Source organism: Roseateles chitinivorans, assembly GCF_002761755.1.
GTDB lineage: Bacteria > Pseudomonadota > Gammaproteobacteria > Burkholderiales > Burkholderiaceae_C > Roseateles > Roseateles chitinivorans.
The window spans coordinates 32,788-52,241 of sequence record NZ_PEOG01000039.1 but is presented as its reverse complement, the minus strand read 5'-3'; the positions used below and the strand labels follow the sequence as shown (position 1 = coordinate 52,241).

At 70.3% G+C, this 19,454-nt stretch carries 20 protein-coding genes; 12 read left to right on the top strand and 8 right to left on the bottom strand.

Going from position 1 to position 19,454, the window contains the following annotated elements:
- The 4 genes from CS062_RS15210 to CS062_RS15195 form a co-directional block, all read left to right on the top strand.
- Positions 1-689 (top strand): DNA polymerase III subunit gamma/tau C-terminal domain-containing protein (locus CS062_RS15210; protein WP_303645158.1); only part of this gene is annotated, 689 nt, incomplete at its 5' end.
- Between the two features lie 116 nt (positions 690-805).
- The gene (locus CS062_RS15205; RefSeq protein WP_091723332.1) at positions 806-1,135 is read left to right on the top strand and encodes a YbaB/EbfC family nucleoid-associated protein; all 330 of its coding nucleotides are present in this window, start codon (positions 806-808) and stop codon (positions 1,133-1,135) included.
- 10 nt (positions 1,136-1,145) lie between these two features.
- Complete coding sequence (recR, locus tag CS062_RS15200) at positions 1,146-1,733, top strand: recombination mediator RecR (RefSeq protein WP_099862456.1); 588 nt, start codon at positions 1,146-1,148, stop codon at positions 1,731-1,733.
- Positions 1,734-1,800: 67 nt separating this feature from the next.
- Positions 1,801-2,190, top strand: a complete 390-nt coding sequence (locus tag CS062_RS15195) for an MAPEG family protein (RefSeq protein WP_099862455.1) — start codon at positions 1,801-1,803, stop codon at positions 2,188-2,190.
- 31 nt (positions 2,191-2,221) lie between these two features.
- Here the strand turns inward: CS062_RS15195 and CS062_RS15190 are convergent, their stop codons facing one another.
- Positions 2,222-3,994, bottom strand: coding sequence for a transglycosylase SLT domain-containing protein (locus CS062_RS15190; RefSeq protein WP_099862454.1), 1,773 nt, complete (start codon positions 3,992-3,994; stop codon positions 2,222-2,224).
- A 7-nt stretch (positions 3,995-4,001) separates the two neighbouring features.
- Positions 4,002-4,787 carry a hydroxyacylglutathione hydrolase gene (gloB, locus tag CS062_RS15185; protein ID WP_099862453.1) on the bottom strand — a complete coding sequence of 262 codons (786 nt, stop codon included), beginning with the start codon at positions 4,785-4,787 and terminating at the stop codon, positions 4,002-4,004.
- A 24-nt stretch (positions 4,788-4,811) separates the two neighbouring features.
- On the opposite strand from gloB, the gene CS062_RS15180 reads away from it, so the two are divergent.
- The 5 genes from CS062_RS15180 to CS062_RS15160 all read left to right on the top strand — a co-directional run bounded on the left by CS062_RS15180 (position 4,812) and on the right by CS062_RS15160 (position 7,717).
- Positions 4,812-5,759 carry a class I SAM-dependent methyltransferase gene (locus CS062_RS15180; protein WP_099862452.1) on the top strand — a complete coding sequence of 316 codons (948 nt, stop codon included), beginning with the start codon at positions 4,812-4,814 and terminating at the stop codon, positions 5,757-5,759.
- Positions 5,760-5,845: 86 nt separating this feature from the next.
- Entirely contained in the window at positions 5,846-6,316 is a 471-nt protein-coding gene (gene rnhA, locus CS062_RS15175) for a ribonuclease HI (protein WP_099862451.1), read from the top strand.
- Positions 6,317-6,413: 97 nt separating this feature from the next.
- Positions 6,414-6,935, top strand: a complete 522-nt coding sequence (locus CS062_RS15170) for a deoxycytidylate deaminase (protein ID WP_099862450.1) — start codon at positions 6,414-6,416, stop codon at positions 6,933-6,935.
- Positions 6,936-7,071: 136 nt separating this feature from the next.
- Positions 7,072-7,395: a hypothetical protein gene (locus tag CS062_RS15165; protein WP_099862449.1), complete on the top strand. Its 324-nt coding sequence runs from the start codon at positions 7,072-7,074 to the stop codon at positions 7,393-7,395.
- A 118-nt stretch (positions 7,396-7,513) separates the two neighbouring features.
- The gene (locus CS062_RS15160) at positions 7,514-7,717 is read left to right on the top strand and encodes a hypothetical protein (RefSeq protein WP_099862448.1); all 204 of its coding nucleotides are present in this window, start codon (positions 7,514-7,516) and stop codon (positions 7,715-7,717) included.
- 28 nt (positions 7,718-7,745) lie between these two features.
- Here CS062_RS15160 and mltB read toward each other — a convergent pair whose 3' ends face one another.
- The 4 genes from mltB to CS062_RS15140 all read right to left on the bottom strand — a co-directional run bounded on the left by mltB (position 7,746) and on the right by CS062_RS15140 (position 13,085).
- Positions 7,746-8,873 (bottom strand): lytic murein transglycosylase B, encoded by a 1,128-nt coding sequence (mltB, locus tag CS062_RS15155; protein ID WP_233218076.1) that lies wholly within the window; start codon positions 8,871-8,873, stop codon positions 7,746-7,748.
- Between the two features lie 141 nt (positions 8,874-9,014).
- Positions 9,015-11,060, bottom strand: coding sequence for a transglutaminase TgpA family protein (locus CS062_RS15150; RefSeq protein WP_158238804.1), 2,046 nt, complete (start codon positions 11,058-11,060; stop codon positions 9,015-9,017).
- On the bottom strand, positions 11,057-12,097 hold the full coding sequence (locus tag CS062_RS15145; protein ID WP_233218075.1) for a DUF58 domain-containing protein: 1,041 nt from the start codon (positions 12,095-12,097) through the stop codon (positions 11,057-11,059). The genes CS062_RS15150 and CS062_RS15145 overlap by 4 nt, the downstream gene beginning before the upstream one ends.
- 34 nt (positions 12,098-12,131) lie before the next feature.
- Positions 12,132-13,085, bottom strand: a complete 954-nt coding sequence (locus CS062_RS15140; RefSeq protein ID WP_099862445.1) for an AAA family ATPase — start codon at positions 13,083-13,085, stop codon at positions 12,132-12,134.
- A gap of 58 nt (positions 13,086-13,143) precedes the next feature.
- Between CS062_RS15140 and CS062_RS15135 the strand changes: the two genes are divergently transcribed.
- On the top strand, positions 13,144-14,097 hold the full coding sequence (locus CS062_RS15135) for a histone deacetylase family protein (RefSeq protein WP_099862444.1): 954 nt from the start codon (positions 13,144-13,146) through the stop codon (positions 14,095-14,097).
- Between the two features lie 80 nt (positions 14,098-14,177).
- The gene (locus CS062_RS15130; protein WP_233218074.1) at positions 14,178-15,560 is read left to right on the top strand and encodes a mechanosensitive ion channel family protein; all 1,383 of its coding nucleotides are present in this window, start codon (positions 14,178-14,180) and stop codon (positions 15,558-15,560) included.
- Positions 15,561-15,623: 63 nt separating this feature from the next.
- On the opposite strand, the gene CS062_RS15125 is transcribed toward CS062_RS15130, so the two are convergent.
- Entirely contained in the window at positions 15,624-17,165 is a 1,542-nt protein-coding gene (locus tag CS062_RS15125; RefSeq protein WP_099862443.1) for a fumarate hydratase, read from the bottom strand.
- 279 nt (positions 17,166-17,444) lie between these two features.
- Between CS062_RS15125 and nhaA the strand changes: the two genes are divergently transcribed.
- Entirely contained in the window at positions 17,445-18,608 is a 1,164-nt protein-coding gene (nhaA, locus tag CS062_RS15120) for a Na+/H+ antiporter NhaA (protein ID WP_099862442.1), read from the top strand.
- A gap of 66 nt (positions 18,609-18,674) precedes the next feature.
- On the opposite strand, the gene CS062_RS15115 is transcribed toward nhaA, so the two are convergent.
- Complete coding sequence (locus CS062_RS15115) at positions 18,675-19,289, bottom strand: TIGR00645 family protein (RefSeq protein WP_099862441.1); 615 nt, start codon at positions 19,287-19,289, stop codon at positions 18,675-18,677.
- Positions 19,290-19,454 lie beyond the last annotated feature (165 nt).

The window sequence follows — 19,454 nt, the reverse complement described above, 5'->3', positions numbered from 1 at the left end:
GCGCCGCCCCCGCTGGCGCGCCCGCTACCCGCTTCAGCGATCGCCTGCGGCCGCGTGCCGCGCCGCCCGTCGCTGCGCGGGCCGAGGCCGATGTCGAGGAACCCGAGGACCTGTCGCCGCCGCACGATGACGACGGTCCGCCGCCCTGGATGGACGTGCCGCCGCCATCGGACGAGGAGGCCTCCATCGGCATGGGTCTGTCCGACATGGATGACCCGATGCCCGGCTCCGGCTCCGGCGCCGGCGATGCCGACGGCATCTACGTCTCGACCGCGATCGAGGAGGTGGCGTTGGTCCCCACCGCGCTGGGCGAGCGCTGGCACGCGCTTGCGCCGCAACTGGGCCTGAACGCGCTGGCGCGGGAACTGGCGCTGCAGGCCGAATGCCTGGAGATCGACGAGGCGGCCGAGCCGCAGCGCTGGCGTTTCCGGGTCGAGCGCGAGTCGCTGCGCCAGCCCGGCCTGCAGGACAAGCTGCAGGCGGCGCTGACGGCGCTGATCGGCAAGCCCACGCGCGTGGAGATCGAGGCGGGGCGTGCCACCGACTCGCCGGCGCTGCGCGACACGATGGCGGTGCGTGCCCGCCAGCGGCAGGCCGAGGCGATCATCCTCGAGGACCCGGAAGTCCAGCAGTTGCTGGCGCAGTTCAAGACGGCGCGCATCCTGCCGGGCTCGATCAAGCCGGCCTGACCGGCGCCGCGGCCGATCCGGCGCTGGGCGACAATCCCGCCCATCGCCTCGACCTCCGGGTCGCGTTCCCGGTCGGCCAACCACCGAACCATTGAATCTCTGAACAAGGAATTACGATCATGATGAAGGGTCAACTCGCCGGCCTGATGAAGCAGGCGCAAGCGATGCAGGACAACCTGAAGAAGGCGCAGGACGAGCTCGGCAACATCGAGGTCGAAGGCCAGTCCGGCGCCGGCCTGGTGAAGGTCACGATGACCTGCAAGCACGACGTCAAGCGCGTCGCCATCGATCCCAGCCTGCTGGCCGACGACAAGGACATGCTGGAGGACCTCGTCGCCGCCGCGTTCAACGACGCGGTGCGTCGCGCCGAGCAGGTCAGCTCGGAGAAGATGTCCAAGCTGACCGCCGGCATGCCGCTGCCCCCCGGCATGAAGTTCCCGTTCTGATCGGACGACGGTGACCGCGCTCGACCAGTTGATCGAGGCCTTGCGGCGCCTGCCCGGCGTGGGCCAGAAGTCGGCCCAGCGCATGGCCTACCACCTGCTGCAGCACGACCGCGCCGGCGCCGACGCGCTGGCTCGCGCGCTGCAGGACGCGGTGCGCAACGTGCGCCACTGCGAGCGCTGCCACACCTTCAGCGAGACGCCGCTGTGCCCTATCTGCGCCGACCGGCACCGCGACGCCCGGCTGCTGTGCGTCGTCGAGTCGCCGGCCGACCAGGCCGCGATGGAGCGCACCGCGTCCTACTTCGGCTACTACTTCGTGCTGCAGGGACGGATCAGCCCGCTGGACGGCGTGTCCACCCGGGAGATCGGCGTCGACCAGTTGCTCGAGCGGGCCGCCGATGGCCAGGTGGAGGAGGTCATCCTCGCCACCAGCTTCACCGCCGAGGGCGAGGCCACCGCCCATGTGCTGGCCGAGGCGCTGCGCGCCCGAGGCCTGCGCAGCACCCGGCTGGCGCGGGGCGTGCCGGTGGGCAGCGAGCTGGAGTACGTGGACCTGGGCACGATCGCGCACGCGCTCGTCGACCGCCGCTCCACCTGACGACCGCCGCGGTCGGCACCGACCGCTTCGCGGCACTCATCCATCACCGCGCCCGGGGAGGGCATCGATGACCATCGCCAACCACTGCCTGATCGTCGCCTGCCTGATGCCGCTGTTGTGCGCATGGATCGCGAAGTCCAAGGGCATCGGCAAGCGCCGCCGCGACGGCGGCTTCGACAACCACGACCCGCGCACCTGGCTCGCGCGCCAGACGGGCTGGCAGGCGCGCGCCAACGCGGCGCAGGCCAACAGCTTCGAGGCGCTGCCGCTGTTCATCGCGGGCGTGCTCGCGGCGCAGCAGATGCAGCTGGCCCAGGCGCGCATCGACCAGCTCGCGATGGGATTCATCGCGGCGCGGGTGGTGTATATCGCGCTGTACCTCGCCGATCAGCCCACCCTGCGCAGCCTGGCGTGGGGCGTGGGCCTGGCGCTGTCCGTGGCGCTGTTCTTCGCCTGAAGCGGCGGGGGCGGTGCCGGGACGCCGCCGCTCAGCGCAACGCGGTCTTGGTCGACACGGTGCGGGCGCCCTTGCCATCGCTGGCGGCGACCTTGGCGCTGCGGGTTTTCGCGCCGCCCTTGGCCGGCTTGTTCGCCGCGCTGGACGCGACCTTGGTGACCTTGCCCGACTTCGAGGATCCGGCCTTCGACTTCGATGTCGTCGAGGACGGCTCCACCGAGGCCAGCGTCTGGCCTTCGCGTACGTAGACGACGATCTGCTGGCCCGGCTTGAAGGTCGCCTTGGTGCTGACGCGGTTCCACTGCGCCAGCTGCGTCGTGCCCAGGCGATGGCGGCGCGCGACGCTCGCCACCGTGTCGCCCTTGTTCGCCTTCAGTGTCACGCGGCGCATCGGCGGCACGTCGGGCGCGAAGCCGATGCGGGCGTTGTCGGCCAGGTGTTCGGAGACGTCCTGGTCGCGGGAGGCGGTGCGCGGCACCAGCAGGGTCGAGCCCTTGGTCACCAGCATCCGCGCCGGGATGCGATTGATCTCGCGCAGCCCGGTCTCGCTCATGCCGACCTGCTTGGCCGCGTCGGCCGGCTTCATCGTGCGGGGCACGACCCAGGCGGTCCATGAGGCCAGCGGGCCGCGATGCTTCTCGAGGTTGGTCACGAAGGTGCTGGCGTTGTCGTAGGGCAGCAGCAGCTGGCCGCTGCTGGCCGCCAGGATCACCGGCTTGTTCATCGACGGATTGAACTGGCGGAAGGTCTCCTCGTCCAGCTCGGCCAGCTGCGCGGCGCGGGTCACGTCGATGTCGCGGTCGATGTTGACCGACAGGAAGTACGGATGGTTGGCCACCGCCGGCAGCTCCAGGCCATAGGCCGACGGGCGCATCACGATGTTCTTCACCGCCTGCAGCTTGGGCAGGTAGTAGCGCGTCTCGTCGGGCATGCGCAGGCTCTCGTAGTCGATCGGCAGCCCGGCCTTCTGGTTGCGCGCCACCGCCTTGCTGACGTTGCCCTGGCCCCAGTTGTAGGCGGCCAGCGCCAGTTGCCAGTCGCCGTCGAACAGCTTGTTCAGGCGCTGCAGGTAGTCCAGGGCGGCCTTGGTCGAGGCCAGCACGTCGCGGCGGTCGTCGCGGAAGATGTTCTGCTTGAGGTCGAAGTCCCGGCCGGTGGCGGGCATGAACTGCCACATGCCGACGGCCTTGGCGCTGGACTGCGCGTCGTTGCGGAAGGCGCTCTCGACGAAGGGCAGCAGCGCCAGCTCCATCGGCATGCCGCGCTTCTCGACCTCCTCGACCACGTGGTACAGGTACAGGCTGCCGCGGCCGGTCATGCGCGCGACGTAGTCGGGCCGGCTGCTGTACCAGTCCTCGGCCTTGCGGACCAGGTCGTTGTCGAGCTCGGGCATCGCCATGCCGGCGCGCATCCGCGCCCACAGGTCGACATGGGTCTTCGGCGCGTCCAGGTCGACCTTCTCGCCGGGGTTCATCGTGTCCTCGAGCAGCACGTCGAGCTTCTTTTCCGGCGCGGTGGCCACGCGGGCCACCGGCGTCGCGGGCGAGGGCACGGCCGAGGCGGCCGATTCGACCGCCTGCACCGTCTGCTGCGCCACGGCCTGGGCGTCCTGGTTGTCGGGGGGCGCGACCGGGCGGTTGGCGCAGGCGGCCAGCACCAGCGGCAGCAGCGCTGCGATCAGCGTCAGCGCGGGACGTCGGGGGGAGGAAACGGTGGAGGTGGCGGAGGCGGGAACGGCGTCCGCGCGGTCCGCGGAGCGGGAGGAACGAAGCAGCGGGAAGGACGGGGTCGGGTGTCGGTGCATCGGGATCTCAGCGAAAGTCGTTCTTCCATCGGCGCAGCCCGGCCAGGACCGAGACCGGCTGCGCGGTGACGCTCGGGTCGTGGCGCTGCGCGGCCGCGCGGACCTCGGCATGCTCGCAGCGCAGGAAGGGGTTGATCTGGAGCTCCACGGCGATGGTGGAGGGCAGGGTAGGCAGCGACTGCTCGCGCCGGGCCAGACACCAGGCCTCGTGGCGCGCGACCGCCTCGTTCTGGGGCTCGACTGTGCGAGCAAATCGAAGATTCGACAAGGTGTACTCGTGCGCGCAGCACACCCGGGTCTCCCCGGGGAGCGCCGCCAGCTTGGTCAGCGAGTCCAGCATCTGTGCGGGCGTGCCCTCGAAGAGCCGGCCGCAACCGGCGGAGAAGAGCGTGTCGCCGCAGAACAGGATCGGCGCGTCGCCGTTGCCCGGATGCTTCAGCACGAAAGCGATGTGACCGGCGGTGTGGCCGGGGACGTCCAGCACCTCGAAGACCTGGCCGAGCAGTTCGATGCGGTCGCCCTCGCGCAGCGGCACGACGGGCACCGGCATCGCTTCGGTGGCGGGACCCCAGACCTGTGCCCCCGGCGCCAGCAGCGGCAGCAATTCACGCAGGCCGCCGACGTGATCGCCGTGGTGATGCGTCACTAGAATGCCCTGCAGGTCCAGGCCGAGCGCGCGCAGCGTCTCCTTCACCGGCGCGGCGTCGCCCGGATCGACCACCAGGGCCGACCGGCCGTCGTGCAGCAGCCAGAGGTAGTTGTCTGTGAAGGCGGGAACGGCGATCAGGTTCATGCAGGCAAGGGGATCGGGTTCCAGATGAAGACGCGGGGCCAGGACGAGGACACCGACGGGAAGGCGCCGATTGTAGAGGCGCAGGTCCGGCCGGATGCTGCCGCGGCGGAGCTCGCGCACTGGCTGCGCACGCCTGCCGGGCGCTACCTGCTGGCCTGGGAACAGCGCTTCATCGACGCCGCGGTGATCGACTGGTTCGGCTATCACGCGCTGCAACTGGGCTTCCCGGAACTGCACGGCCTGCGCACCAACCGCATGACGAACCGGTGGCTCGCGCTGGACCATCGGCCGTTCGAGGAGGCCGCCGCCGGGCCGCCGCGGCCCGCGCTCACCGCGCATCCGCTGGAGTACCAGCCCGAACCGCAGGCCGAGGCCGCACCGGGCCTCAACGGCGCGGGCCGCGCGGCGATCTTCTGCGAGTTCGACGCGCTCCCGTTCGAGGCCAACAGCCTGGACCTCGTCCTGCTGCCCCACACGCTGGAGCAGGCGGTCGATCCGCACCGCTGCCTGCGCGAGGTCGAACGCGTGCTGCGTCCCGAGGGCCGGGTCGTGATCCTGGGCCTGAACCCGGCCAGCCTCTGGGCCGTGAGGCAGAATCTCGCCCGCGTCAATGGCCGGCTGCTGAGCCGTGCGCCGCGGCTCTACCTGCCGGAGGAGCGCGAGTACATCGGCTACTGGCGGCTGCGCGACTGGCTGCGGCTGCTGTCGTTCGAGGTCGAGCGCGCGCAGTTCGGTTGCTATCGACCGCCGCTGCTGAGCGATCCCTGGCTGGCGCGCTGGCAATGGATCGAGAAGCCCGGCGGCAAGTGGTGGACGGTGCTGGGCGCGCTGTATGGCGTCATCGCGGTCAAGCGCGTGCACGGCATGCGGCTGATCGGGCTGGCGCGCGGCAAGAAGCGCGTGGCCAAGGCTGCGCCGGCGGTCGCCGCCGTCCACCATCATCACCATCGCGACGACGTCGAGGTCGACTGAGCCTCGACGCGCCGGATGTCCTGGATCCGGGCGCGCCGCCGCGCCCGGTCCGCCTTTTTCAAGTTCCCTGTTGCCCCGCTCCCTTCATGACCGATACCACTCCCGCCACGCCGAAGATCGCCAAGCCCAGCGTCGTCATCTACACCGACGGCGCCTGCAAGGGCAATCCGGGGCCGGGCGGGTGGGGGGCCTGGCTCAAGAGCGGCGACCATGAGAAGGAGCTGTTCGGTGGCGAGCGCAACACGACCAACAACCGCATGGAGCTGACGGCGGTGATCGAGGCGCTGACCTCGCTCAAGCGCAGCTGCAACATCGTGATCTACACGGACAGCGAGTACGTGCGCAAGGGCATGACGGAGTGGATCTCCGGCTGGCAGCGCCGCGGCTGGAAGACCGCCGACGGCAAGCCGGTGAAGAACGCCGAACTGTGGCAGCGCCTGGACGCGCTGCGCAAGCTGCACACGGTGGAGTGGCGCTGGGTCAAGGGCCATGCCGGCGATCCTGGCAACGAGCGCGCGGATGCGCTGGCGAACAAGGGTGTCGGCGTCGCGAAGTAGCCGGCCCGGCCAGGGCCGCCGCCTCTCCCGGGGGCGGCTTCATGCCCTCCACTACACTTTCCCGCCTCGTCCCCGACCTTCGTTCCCTGTCTGCACCATGGACAACCATCCGCTGATCGACTGGCATTCGATGTTCATGGGCGTGGCCCTGCTGGCCAGCGCCCGTTCCAAGGACAGCCGCAAGCGCAACGGCGCCTGCATCGCGAGCGCGGACTACAAGATCGTCGGGGTGGGCTACAACGGCCTGCCGCGCGGCTGCGACGACAACGACCCGGCCTACTGGTCCGACGACGACGCCGATCCGGCCAACTCGCGTCACAGCTACATCGTCCACGCCGAGGTCAACGCGATCCTCAACTGCGTCGTGCTGCCGCTGACCGGCAGCACCATCTACACGACCCAGTACCCCTGCCCGCGCTGCGTGCAGTCCATCATCCAGGTCGGCATCCAGCGCGTGGTCTACCTGGAGAAGAAGGACCACCAGGTCGGGCTCAACGCGGCCTCGGCCAAGATGCTGACCGACGCCCACGTCGACGTGCTGGCGCTCAATGAGCTCGACGTGCCCGCCGCCGCCTGGTGCACCGAGCTCTCGGGCTTCATCGCCCGGCCTCGCCGCTGATTGGCGCAGGCCGGCGGCACGAGTCGCCGGTCAAGCTGGGCAGGGCGTCCGGCGATCGCCAGAACTGGCCCGGAATTCCCCCGCTTTTCCCGCTCAAGTTCCGGGCGGTGCGATCCATGATCCTGTCCACGCCGACATGAATCGCTCCGAGGCCACCATGCACACCCAGATCCCGCCGCACCTGATGCCCGAAACCGCCCAGGCACCCTGGGGACTGGTGCCGGATCTCGGCCTGACGGTGGCCGGCACCGCGAGCATGGACGAGCTGCTGACGCTGCAGGACCTGATGGCCGACCACGGCCTGACGCTGCAGCCGACCCGCATGCTGTACGACCGCCTCTACGCGCTGGAGCGCCTGTCCACGGCCCATGCCCGCGGCGATGCCCGGCTGCAGGCGGTCGCGCAGGACCTGTTCGATGCGTACCAGCGTCGCGGCGAGTGGATCGGCCTGGTGCACTGAGCACGCGGTTTTCCACTGGATCGACAGCAGAAGGCGCCCGAGGGGCGCCTTTGTCGTTCTTGCGGGTGGGGCCTTCCGCACCGTGGCTAAGATCGATCGGCCACTTCAGGAGGAAACCATGAATGCTCCGCGCACTTCCAGTGACTTCCCACCCGGCCTGCATGGCGGGCTCGAGCATGACGACGAGGACCATCGCGTCGGCGAGACCGGCCAGAAGGGGCCCGAAGGCGATGGCGACATCGACCGCGCCCATCATGAGCAGCGTGACTCCGGCGATGGCGCCGGGCGCCCGCGGACCAAGCCGCCGATCCCCGGTCGTTGATCGCGGGCCGCCGATCCCCGGCCGTTGATCAGCTGGCGCTGGCCGGGCTCGACGGGGGCGTCGGGCCGGTCGCCTTGCGCCAGCTCGCGAGGGTGTTGGCGAACTCGATCACCGCCATCGCGTAATAGCTGCTCTGGTTGTACCGGGTCACCGTGTAGAAGTTCTGGGTGCCCGCGACGTACACCGGCGCAGCGCCGCCCATCTGCAGCTCGATCAGCGCCAGCGGGCCGTTGTGGGCGCGTCCCTGCGGCGACAGCTGCGCACCGACCGACTCGAACTGCCGCGCGTCCAGCTGCGGCAGCACGTCGCTGATCAGCAGCTGCGCGCGCGCCGCGGTGTCATTGGGCACCTGCACCTCGTAATGCGTCGGCATGCCGCGCTGCCAGCCGTGCTCGCGCAGGAAATTGGCCACCGAGCCGATCGCGTCGACCGGGCTGTCGATCAGGTCCACATGACCGTCGCCATCGAAGTCGATCGCGAAGCGCCGCCAGCTGCCCGGCATGAACTGGCCCCAGCCCATTGCGCCCGCGTACGAGCCCTTCATCGCCATCGGATCCAGGCCGTTCTCGCGCGCCAGGATCAGGAACTGGCGCAGCTCCTCGCGGAAGAAGGGGCTGCGGTCGCGCGCACCGGGTGGCAGCGGCGACGGGTAGTCGAAGCTCAGCGTCGCCAGCGCGTCCAGCACGCGGAAGCTGCCCATGATCCGGCCGTAGAAGGTCTCCACGCCGATCACCGACGCGATGATCTCCGCCGGCACGCCGTAGGACGCCTCGGCGCGCGCGAGCGCCGCCTCGTGCGTGGCCCAGAAGGCCAGCCCGGCCTGCAGCCGCTGCGGCTCCACGAAACGCTGCCGGTAGGCGCCCCAGTCCTTCGCCTGTCCCGGCGGCCCCGGGAGGATCAGCCGCTGCACCGTCGGTTGCGGCCGTGCCAGCGCCAGCACCGCGCGCAGCTCCTCGCGGCGGTAGCCCAGCGAGTCCGCCTGCGCATCGGCGAAGGCCATGACGTCGGCGCGGTCACCGTAGGCCGGCGGCGGCGCGGGCTTGCGCGCCGGCTTCTTCCCGGCGGACTTCGGCTTCGCGGCCGGATGCGGCTTGTGGGCCGTCTCCGCCAGCGCCGGCGCGGCGGCCAGGCTTGCCATCAGCGGAGTGGCGGCCATCGAGGCCTGCAGGAGGGCATGGAGAAAGAGGCGGCGAGGTGCGGAGCGGCGGTCTGCGGTCATTCGGGAAGGTGGCGGATGCGGCGGATGCGGGCCGGCGGGCGGCGGTGGAGCGTCGAGGACTCGAAGGGGCGGCGGGGGTCAGCGGGCCAGGGCCTGACGGAGGTCGGCACACTGAGCCGCGAACTGGCGCTGCCATTGTGACGTGGCGGCGGCGAGGTCCTGCCGGTAGCGCTGCGCTTCCAATTGCAACAGCGTGGCGGCGACCGTCCCGGCCGGCGCGCCGTGGCGCTCGACCAGCGCCGCGGCCCAGCGCCGCGGGGTCTCGTCGTCGCGGGTGGACAGGCCGAGGCGATCGAGCTCGCGTCGCACCCGGGCGCGCTGGCGCGACCAGGGATCGTGCGGCCGCCGGTGCCAGGCCGCCAGGCCGGCGCCGACCAGGGCCGCCGTCGCCATCAGGCCGCCGGCGACCTGACCCAGCGCGGTCCAGTCCGGATTCTCGAAACCCAGCCGCTTGAGCAGGTTCATCTGCTCGCCGGTGGAGAAGTTCAGCACCGTCTGCTGCCAGCGGTTGTTCAGGCGTTCCCAGGTGGTGCGCAGCGCCGTCAGCAGGCCCGGACGGAGCTGCTCGAGGGCGCCGGAGAAGACGCCGGGCGACGGCCGCAGCGGTCGGCCCTGGATGCGGTCGGGCGACACCGCCGCGGTCGGATCCGCGCGCTGCCAGCCGCCCGAGGCGGTCCAGAACTCGGCCCAGGCGTGCGCCTGGCTCATGCGCACGACCAGGTCGCCGTCCTGCAGCTGGGGATCGGCGCCCTGGAAGCCGGTGACCACGCGGGCCGGCACACCCGCCGCCCGCATCAGCACGACATAGGCCGAGGCGAAGTGCTCGCAGAAGCCGAGCTTGCGGTCGAACCAGAACTCGTCGATCGCATGCGGGCTGGTCTCGCCGTAGACACCGGGAGCGAGGGTGTAGCCGAAGCCGTCGCGGCGGATGCGGGTCAGCAGTTCCCGGTTCACCGCGAGCGCGCGGGCATCCTCGTCCAGCGTCGCGAAGCGCTCCTGCAGCGAGGCGCCGAGCGCCCGCGTGCGCGGATTGAGGCCGGGCGGCAGGCTCAGCGCCTCGAGCCGATCGGCGCGGCCGATGCGGGCGCCCCATTGCGCGCGTGGCCAGGCCTCATGCCGGAATCGCAGCGTTTCCGCGAACGGCAGCGCGACCTGCCACTGGCCCTGCGGCCCCCGTGTCGCGGCCAGGCGCCCGACCGGGATCCGGTCGCCGGCGACGCCCGGACTGAACTCGAGCAGCGGGATCGCGGTCACGCGCAGCGGCTCGATCGTCGCCTGGTAGCGGAACACCGGACCGTCGAGCGTCGGCGCGACCTCGCCGCCGACCCAGGTCACGCGCGAGGCGGTCCAGGTCTGGCCATCGAAGCGCGTCAGCACCTGTGCGCGGAAGTACAGCTGCGGCTGAGGCGGCGGCGCGCCGTCGAAGCGCAGCCGCATCGCGATCGTGTCGTCGCTGGCCACCTCGGCGAAGGCGCCGAAGCTCATCGTGTCCGACAGGCCGGTGCGCGCGCCCGAGTCCTTGGGCAGGCCCCACAGCGGCGGGAAGCGCGGGAACAGCACGAACAGCGCCACCATCACCGGCAGGCCGATCAGGGTGTTGCGCGCCGCGATGCGTGCCGCCAGCTTCAGGCTGGGCACGCCCTGCGGCATCTGCGCGAGCACCAGCGCCGACAGCAGCGCCCAGACGCAGCCGATCATCCACACCGCGATGAGCGGGGACTGGGAGTACAGGAACTGGGTGAGCACCAGGAAGAAGCCGAGGAAGAAGACGACGAAGGCGTCGCGCCGGGCGCGCAACTCCAGCGTCTTCAGCGCCATCAGCATCGCCAGCATCGTGATGCCGGCCTCGCGTCCGAGGATGGTCTTGTGGGTGGCCAGGGTCAGGCCGATCACCAGCGCCAGCACCGCCAGCAGGCTCCAGCGGCCGGGCAGGGCCTCGCTGCGCCAGGCCAGCCGCGCGCGCCAGCCCAGCATCAGCGCGGTCAGGGCGCTGCACCACCACGGCAGGTGGTCGGCGTGCGGCAGCAGCACCGCCGAGATGATCGCCAGCAGGAAGAGCGTGTCGCGCGCCTCGCGGGGCAGCGGGCTGCGGCGGCCTGCCGCCAGTGCCGGGGCGGCGCTCACGGCTGCTCCTGCGCCAGGGCCAGCGCTTCCATGCAGTCGCGGAAGTGCTCCGGCCCGAGGTCGGGCGCCAGCGCGACACCGCGCAGGCGCAGCCCGTAGGGCAGGCCTTCCTCCTCGGCGCGCAGCACCCACGCCGCCAGCCGGGAGACGCGCTGCTCGAACGGCAGGCCGCGGGTCGCGGCCAGGTCCAGCCACTGCTCGCTGGCGCGGCTGCCCAGTCGCTCGCGCACGAGCAGGGCCGCGCCCGCGCCGCTGCCTCCCGGCGGCTGCGGCTGGGCCAGCGCGAGTGCCGACTTCTTCCACAGGATCTGCCGCGGCGAGTCCCCGTGGCGGTAGGGCCGAAGTCCCGGATCGTCACCGAGACCGGGCTGGCCCTGGCCCTGCGGCAGCCCTTCCTCAACGGCGGCCGCCGGCGGCGCGTCCAGCTCGGGCGTCGGATAGACCCAGGCCTGCGCGGCCGGCCGCCAGTAGCTCCAGGTCATGAACAGGCCGAAGGGGAACTGCGATTCGATGCGCAGCCGCGGCAGCGCATGGCGGCCGCGGTTCGGGAAGCTCAGCTGCAGCTGCAGTTGCGCATGGCCCTGCGCGGGCACGTCGGCGAAGGCGGTATCGCCGGGCTTGGCGTCCGGCAGTCGCAGGCCGACGCCGAAACGCGCCGCCGAGGGGTTGTGCAGCCGGATGTCCAGCGCGAGCGCCTGGCCGGCGTAGGCCGGCGGGGGCGTCTTCAGGTCCAGCTTCAGGCCCCGCAGGTTGCGGTGGGTCGCGTTCATCGACGCCATGCCGGCGCCCGCCAGCACGAAGGTGAGCAGGTAGCCCAGGCTCAGCTGGTCGTTGATCGACGCCAGCAGCAGCACCAGCAGCGTGACCACGAAGGCGGCGCCCGGACGGCTGGGCAGGATGTAGAGGTTGCGCTGCGTCAGCGCAGTCGTGTCGCTGGCCGGATGGCGGGCCTGCCACCATGCGTCCCAGCGCCGCTGCCACGGCCAGCGCAGGGCCGGCGGTTTCAGCGGAGGCAGCTTCCAGGCGGGCACGCGCACGGCGGTCTCCGGTCGGTCGATCGCGACGCGCCGCTCAGGGCAGCGGCACGGCGGCCATCATCGCGCGCACCTGTTCGCGGGCGCCGCGCGCGCTGCCGCCGCGGGGACGCAGCCGGTGGGCGATCGTCTGCGGCAGGATCGCCTGCACGTCGTCCGGCGAGACATAGTCCCGCCCGCTCAGCAGCGCCTTGGCGCGCGCGGCGCGCAGCAGCGCCAGGCCGGCGCGCGGGCTCAGGCCTTCCTGGAACCATTCGCCGGAGCGCGTCGCCTCCAGCAGCGCCTGCAGGTAGTCCAGCAGCGCGGGCGACACATGGATGCGCAGCACCTCCCGCTGCAGGGCGCGCAGCTGCTCCGGCGTCATCACCGGCTTGAGCGCGCGCAGCTGCTCGCGGCTGTCCTCGCCCATCAGCAGTTCGCGCTCGGCCTGGCGGTCGGGATAGCCCAGGCTGATGCACATCAGGAAGCGGTCCAGCTGCGACTCCGGCAGCGGATGCGTGCCGAGCTGCTCGCTCGGGTTCTGCGTCGCGATGACGAAGAAGGGTTGCGGCAGCGGATGGGTCGTGCCGTCCACGCTGACCTGGTACTCCTCCATCGCCTCCAGCAGCGCGCTCTGCGTCTTCGGGCCGGCGCGGTTGATCTCGTCGGCCAGCAGCACCTGGCTGAAGACCGGACCGGGGTGGAACTGGAAGGCGCTGGCGCCGGCAGCCTGCGCGCCGGGCTGGTAGATGTTGACGCCGAGCAGGTCCGAGGGCATCAGGTCGGTGGTGAACTGCACCCGCGAGAAGCGCAGGCCCAGCGAGATCGCCAGCACATGCGCCAGCGTGGTCTTGCCGACGCCCGGGAGGTCCTCGATGAGCAGGTGGCCGCCGGCCAGCAGGCAGGCCAGGCAGTCTTCCGTCTGCGCCTGTTTGCCCTTGATGATCGTGCTAATCTGCCGCCGCAGGTCGGCCAGCGGTTGGGAGGCGAGGGTCGGGGCGTCGGAGCTCATCGGCGCACGATATCTCAGAATCCCTGCGGTCCGACGACGCCACGCGCACGCCCCGACCATGTCCACCGCCTTCATCAGCCACCCCGACTGCCACCGTCACGACATGGGCGCCGGTCATCCGGAATGCCCGCAGCGCCTGGCCGCGATCGAGGACTGGCTCATCGCCCACGGCATCGACACCGCGCTCGACCGGCACGACGCGCCCCGCGCCGAGCTGCGGTCGCTGGAGCGGGCGCATTCGGCGCGCTACGTCGCCGAACTCAAGGCCGAGCTGGAAGCGCTCGAGCAGCAGGCCCGCCAGGGCGTGCCCAACCCGATGAAGGCGCTCGACCCCGACACCAGCGCCAATGCCCACACCTGGTCGGCGGCGCTGCGCGCGGCCGGCGCGGCGGTGAAGGCCACCGACCTGGTGATGGACGGCCGCGCCGAGAACGCCTTCTGCGCCGTGCGCCCGCCGGGCCACCACGCGACCCGCGAGCAGGCGATGGGCTTCTGCTTCTTCAACAACGTGGCCGTCGCCGCCCGGCATGCGCTGGACGTGCGCGGCCTGGACCGCGTCGCGGTCATCGACTTCGACGTCCACCACGGCAACGGCACCGAGGACATCCTCGCCGGCGACGAGCGGGTGCTGATGGTCAGCATCTTCCAGGACCCGCTGTACCCGTATTGCGGCGCCGAGCCCAAGGGCCCGAACATGCTCAACCTGCCGGTGCCGCCGTACACCCGCGGCGCCGAGGTGCGCGAAATGATCGAGTCGCTCTGGATGCCGGCGCTGGAGCGCTTCCGGCCGCAGATGGTGTTCGTCTCGGCCGGCTTCGACGCGCACCGCGACGACGAGCTCGCGCAGCTCGGCCTGGTCGAGGCGGACTACGAATGGATCACGCTGCGGATCATGGACGTGGCCCGGCGCCATGCGAAGGGCCGCATCGTGTCCTGCCTCGAAGGCGGCTACGACCTGGGCGCGCTGGCGCGCAGCGTCGGCGTGCACGTGCGGACGCTGGCCGGGATCTGAGCCGCATCGCGCCGCACGCCCCCTCGATTTCCCATTGACCGAAGGACCGGCCCGTGCCGGTTGCCGAATTGATCTCCTCCTTGAGCTCCACCCTGGGCAGCACCGCGCCCCTGAACCACACCCTGAGCCTGCGCGAGCTGGAATCGCTGCTCACCATGCTGGCGCGCCCGCGCGCGCTGATCGAGGTCGGCCTGGTGCTGGCCTGCCTGGCGCTGTCGTGGCTGATCGTCTACCGCATCGCCAAGCATGTGACGGCCGCGCCGGGCCACCACTCGGTGCTGCTCGGCCACCGCGTGTACGACGGTGTGCTCTTCCCGGTCATCGCGCTGCTGCTGGCGCTCGGCGCGCGGCGGCTGATGCCGCTGCTGGGCGAGCCGGTCGCGCTGTTCCGCGTCGTCATTCCGGTGCTGCTGTCGCTGGTGGTGATCCGGCTCGTGGCGCGCGTGCTGCGGGCGACGATGCCCGACTCGGTCGGCATCAAGCTGCTGGAGCGCAGCGTCTCCTGGGTCGCCTGGCTGGGATCGATCCTGTGGATCGTGGGCCTGCTGCCGATCCTGATCGACGAGCTCGACGACTACAAGCTGGGCTTCCTGCCGAAGAACGCCCGGGGCGAGTCGACCACGGTCTATGACCTCCTGGTCGGGGTGTTGCAGGTCGGCGCCATCATGCTGGTGGTGCTGTGGCTGTCGTCGGCGATCGAATCGAGGCTGCTGCGCGGCAAATCGGTGATGGATCTGTCGATGCGCAAGATCGCGGTCAACCTGACGCGCACCGCGCTGATGGTGGTCGGCGCGATGGTGGCGCTGAACATGGTGGGCCTGAACCTGAGCGCCTTGTCCTGGCTGGGCGGCGCGGTCGGCGTGGGGCTGGGCTTCGGCCTGCAGAAGATCGCGGCGAACTATGTGTCGGGCTTCATGATCCTGGCCGAGCGCTCGCTGCGCATCGGGGACATGGTCAAGGTCGACAACTTCGAGGGCCGCATCAGCGACATCAAGACCCGCTACACGGTGATCCGCGCGCTCAACGGCCGCGAGGCGATCGTGCCCAACGAATCGTTGATCACGACGCGGGTCGAGAACCTCTCGCTCGCCGATCCGCAGGTCAATGTGACGACCGTCGTCCAGGTGGCCTACGGCACCGATGTCGACGCGCTGTTCCCGCAGCTGATCGAGGAGATCCAGCGCGTGCCGCGCGTGCTGTCCGAGCCGGCGCCGTCGGTGTCGCTGAGCAACTTCGCCGCCGATGGGCTGGAGCTGACGATCGGCTTCTGGATCTCCGATCCGCACAACGGGCAGGGCGGCGTGCGCTCCGATGTGAACCTCGCGGTGCTGCGGCTGCTCAACCGGCTGGGCATCGATATCCCGTTCCCGCAGCGGGTGGTGCGGACGGTCGCCGAAACGCCTTCGCCGGCAGCGGGCCCGACCGCCGCGGCGGCGACGGCACCGGACGCAACGCGCGGCTGATCGCCACCACGAGCATTAAAAAGGCCACCCGAGGGTGGCCCTTGCTTGCGGCGCGACGCCGGATCAGCCGGCGGCGACCGGGATCTTGATCGCCTTGCCCGAGGCGATGCGCTGTTGCCACTCGGCCGGGCCGGTGATGTGGGCACTGGTGCCGCCGGCGTCCACCGCCACCGTCACCGGCATGTCGACCACGTCGAACTCGTAGATCGCTTCCATGCCCAGGTCCTCGAAGCCGACGACCTTGGCATGCTTGATCGCCTTGGACACCAGGTAGGCCGAGCCGCCGACCGCCATCAGGTAGGCCGACTTGTGGTTCTTGATCGACTCGATCGCGACCGGGCCGCGTTCGGCCTTGCCGATCATGGCGATCAGGCCGGTCTTCTCCAGCATCATGTCGGTGAACTTGTCCATCCGCGTCGCGGTGGTGGGACCGGCCGGGCCGACCACCTCGTCACGCACCGGGTCGACGGGGCCGACGTAATAGATCACGCGATTGGTGAAGTCCACCGGCAGCGATTCGCCCTTGGCCAGCATGTCCTGGATGCGCTTGTGCGCAGCATCGCGGCCGGTCAGCATCTTGCCGTTGAGCAGCAGCGTGTCGCCGGGCTTCCAGCTCGCGACCTCTTCCTTGGTCAGCGCGTTCAGGTCGACGCGCTTGCTCTTGTTGTAGTCCGGCGCCCATTGCACGTCGGGCCACAGGTCCAGGCTGGGCGGCTCCAGGTAGCTGGGGCCCGAGCCGTCCAGCACGAAGTGCGCGTGGCGCGTGGCCGCACAGTTCGGGATCATCGCGATCGGCTTGGAGGCGGCGTGCGTCGGATAGGTCTTGATCTTGACGTCCAGCACCGTGGTCAGCCCGCCCAGGCCCTGCGCGCCGATGCCCAGCGCATTGACCTTCTCGTACAGCTCGATGCGCAGCTCTTCCAGCTTGTTCTGCGGGCCGCGCTCGAGCAGCTCGTACATGTCGATGTCGTCCATCAGCGCTTCCTTGGCCAGCAGCGCCGCCTTCTCTGCCGTGCCGCCGACGCCGATGCCCAGCATCCCCGGCGGACACCAGCCCGCGCCCATCGTCGGCACGGTCTTGAGCACCCAGTCGACGATCGACTCGCTCGGGTTGAGCATGTAGACCTTGCTCTTGTTCTCGGAGCCGCCGCCCTTGGCCGCGACGATCACGTCGACGGTGTTGCCGGGCACGACCTCCATGAAGATCACCGCCGGCGTGTTGTCCTTGGTGTTCTTGCGCTCGAAGATCGGATCGCTGAGCACCGAGGCGCGCAGCTTGTTGTCCGGATGGTTGTAGGCGCGGCGAACGCCTTCGTTGACGGCGTCCTGGATCGAGCCGGGGAAGTCGGCCCAGCGCACGTCCATGCCGATCTTCAGGAAGACGTTGACGATGCCGGTGTCCTGGCAGATCGGACGACGACCCTCGGCGCACATCTTCGAGTTGGTCAGGATCTGCGCGATGGCGTCCTTGGCGGCCGGGCTCTGTTCGCGCTCATAGGCGCGGGCCAGGTGCTGGATGTAGTCGGCCGGGTGGTAGTAGCTGATGTACTGCAGCGCGGCGGCGACGCTTTCGACGAGGTCGGCGTAACGGATCGTGGTGGTCATGGTGAGGCTCGGGGATCCAGGGACGCGGCGGATTATCCTCCACCACCCCAAGGCCCCGGCGCCAGCCACGGCTTGCGCGCCGATATCCGCACGGAACGGGTCCGGACGGGGGATCCGTCGGCGTCGTTCGGGCGCGCTGCCGGACGGGTGAGCGCGCACCGGCGATGATGTCGGCTTCACGGGCGGTTTGGCCGGGATCGGTCATCGACCTGCCTCCGCCGCGCTGATCCACTGCCTGGGGCCGCCGATCCGGCGGCTCGTTTTTCGGGAGGAACTTTCTTGACGCCGGGACTCAAACGCTTCTTCGCCAGCGAATCGGCTGGCGGCATCGTGCTCGCGATCGCCGCGGTGGCCGCGCTGATCCTGTCCAACTCACCGTGGCGGGAGTTCTATGCCGCCTTCACCCGCATCGAGGGCGAGGTCCGCATCGGCGGCGACTGGCTGGTGCTCGCCAAGCCGCTGCTGGTCTGGGTGAACGACCTCTGGATGGCGGTGTTCTTCTTCCTCGTCGGCCTGGAGATCAAGCGCGAATTCGTCAGCGGCGAGCTGGCCGAGCGCTCGCAGGCGGTGCTGCCCATGGTGGCCGCGCTGGGCGGCATGGTCGTGCCGGCGCTGATCTATGCGGGCATCAACCGCGGCGATCCGGTGGCGCTGCACGGCTGGGCGATCCCCGCCGCCACCGACATCGCGTTCGCGATCGGCATCGTCATGCTGCTGGGCAGCCGGGTGCCGGCCTCGCTGAAGGTCTTCCTGACGGCGGTCGCGATCATCGACGACCTGGGCGCCATCGTCGTCATCGCGCTCTTCTACACGAGCCAGCTGTCGCTGGCGATGCTGGGCGCCGCCGCGGTCTGCCTGGCGATCCTCTTCGCGCTCAACCGGGCCAGGGTGACGCGCGCGGACCTCTACATCGTCGTCGGCCTGGTGCTGTGGACCTGCGTGCTCAAGTCGGGCGTGCATGCGACGCTCGCCGGCGTCGCCACGGCGCTGTTCATCCCGTCGGACGACGGCCGCGGCCATTCGCCGGCCGAGGACCTCGAGCATGGCCTGCATCCGTGGGTCGCCTTCCTGATCCTGCCGATGTTCGCGTTCTCCAACGCGGGCGTGTCGCTGCTGGGCCTGCACGCGGGCGACCTGCTGCACCCGGTGTCGCTGGGCATCGCGCTGGGCCTGCTGACGGGCAAGGCGGTGGGCGTGTTCGGCAGCTCCTGGCTGATGATCCGTTTCGGCCTGGCGCAGCGACCAGGCGGCGCCGACTGGATCCAGTTCTTCGGCGTCTGCGTGCTGTGCGGCATCGGCTTCACGATGAGCCTGTTCATCGGCGGCCTGGCCTTCGAGGGCCACGGGCCCGACTACGAGACGCGCGTGAAGCTGGGCGTGCTGGGCGGCTCGATCCTGTCCGGCGTGGCGGGGACGCTGATCCTGCTGCGCAAGCGCGGCTGAGCGGGCGTCCCCCAAAGAAGAAGGGAGCCCGCGGGCTCCCTCGTCGTTCAGGCGCCGTGGCGGCGCTCAGTGCTTGGCGCCCGGGGGCTGGGACAGCAGCCGGTCGGTCATCGCGATGGCCAGCGCCGACAGCAGGAAGGCCAGATGGATGGCCGTCTGCCAGATCAGCGTCTGCTCGGTCAGGTTCTGCACATTGATGAAGGTCTTGAGCAGGTGGATCGACGAGATGCCGATGATGGCCGTCGCCAGCTTGACCTTCAGGACCGACGCGTTGACGTGATCCAGCCATTCGGGCTGGTCCGGATGGCCCTCCAGATGCAGCCGCGACACGAAGGTCTCGTAGCCGCCGACGATCACCATGATCAGCAGGTTGGAGATCATCACCACGTCGATCAGCGCCAGCACGGCCAGCATGATGATGGTCTCGTTGAGCTTGGTGGGCGCGCTGCCCGCCTTGTAGCCGACGCTGTCGACCAGCAGCTTCAGCGCCTCCTGGTTGCCGAAGGCCGCCTCGACCAGGTGGATCAATTCGGTCCAGAACTGATAGACGTAGACCGCCTGCGCCAGGATCAGCCCGAGGTACAGCGGCAATTGCAGCCAGCGGCTCCCGAACATCAGGTGGGCGAGCGGGTGCATGCGCTTGGGTGCGGTGTCGGCCGGGGCCTTCGGTCGATCGGTCATCGGGGCAATCCTTCAGGTCGTAACGGGCGGGAACCGCCAAACCGGGCGATTTTAGTGAGAGCATGCCCCTGGTTTCGCGGCTGCGCGCCCGCCGCTCTTCTACAAGAGTAAGCAGGTCGTCAGTGTGAAAGCGGAGAGTTCGCCCGAGTTTGAAGATCCCTGCCT

Coding starts and splice junctions, on each gene's coding strand:
- gloB (WP_099862453.1), bottom strand. CDS start 4,787: ATGAACCTGATCGCCGTTCCCGCCTTCACAGACAACTACCTCTGGCTG.
- CS062_RS15195 (WP_099862455.1), top strand. CDS start 1,801: ATGACCATCGCCAACCACTGCCTGATCGTCGCCTGCCTGATGCCGCTG.
- CS062_RS15165 (WP_099862449.1), top strand. CDS start 7,072: ATGAATCGCTCCGAGGCCACCATGCACACCCAGATCCCGCCGCACCTG.
- CS062_RS15140 (WP_099862445.1), bottom strand. CDS start 13,085: ATGAGCTCCGACGCCCCGACCCTCGCCTCCCAACCGCTGGCCGACCTG.
- CS062_RS15170 (WP_099862450.1), top strand. CDS start 6,414: ATGGACAACCATCCGCTGATCGACTGGCATTCGATGTTCATGGGCGTG.
- mltB (WP_233218076.1), bottom strand. CDS start 8,873: ATGGCCGCCACTCCGCTGATGGCAAGCCTGGCCGCCGCGCCGGCGCTG.
- CS062_RS15190 (WP_099862454.1), bottom strand. CDS start 3,994: ATGCACCGACACCCGACCCCGTCCTTCCCGCTGCTTCGTTCCTCCCGC.
- CS062_RS15135 (WP_099862444.1), top strand. CDS start 13,144: ATGTCCACCGCCTTCATCAGCCACCCCGACTGCCACCGTCACGACATG.
- CS062_RS15160 (WP_099862448.1), top strand. CDS start 7,514: ATGAATGCTCCGCGCACTTCCAGTGACTTCCCACCCGGCCTGCATGGC.
- CS062_RS15115 (WP_099862441.1), bottom strand. CDS start 19,289: ATGACCGATCGACCGAAGGCCCCGGCCGACACCGCACCCAAGCGCATG.
- rnhA (WP_099862451.1), top strand. CDS start 5,846: ATGACCGATACCACTCCCGCCACGCCGAAGATCGCCAAGCCCAGCGTC.
- CS062_RS15125 (WP_099862443.1), bottom strand. CDS start 17,165: ATGACCACCACGATCCGTTACGCCGACCTCGTCGAAAGCGTCGCCGCC.
- CS062_RS15180 (WP_099862452.1), top strand. CDS start 4,812: ATGAAGACGCGGGGCCAGGACGAGGACACCGACGGGAAGGCGCCGATT.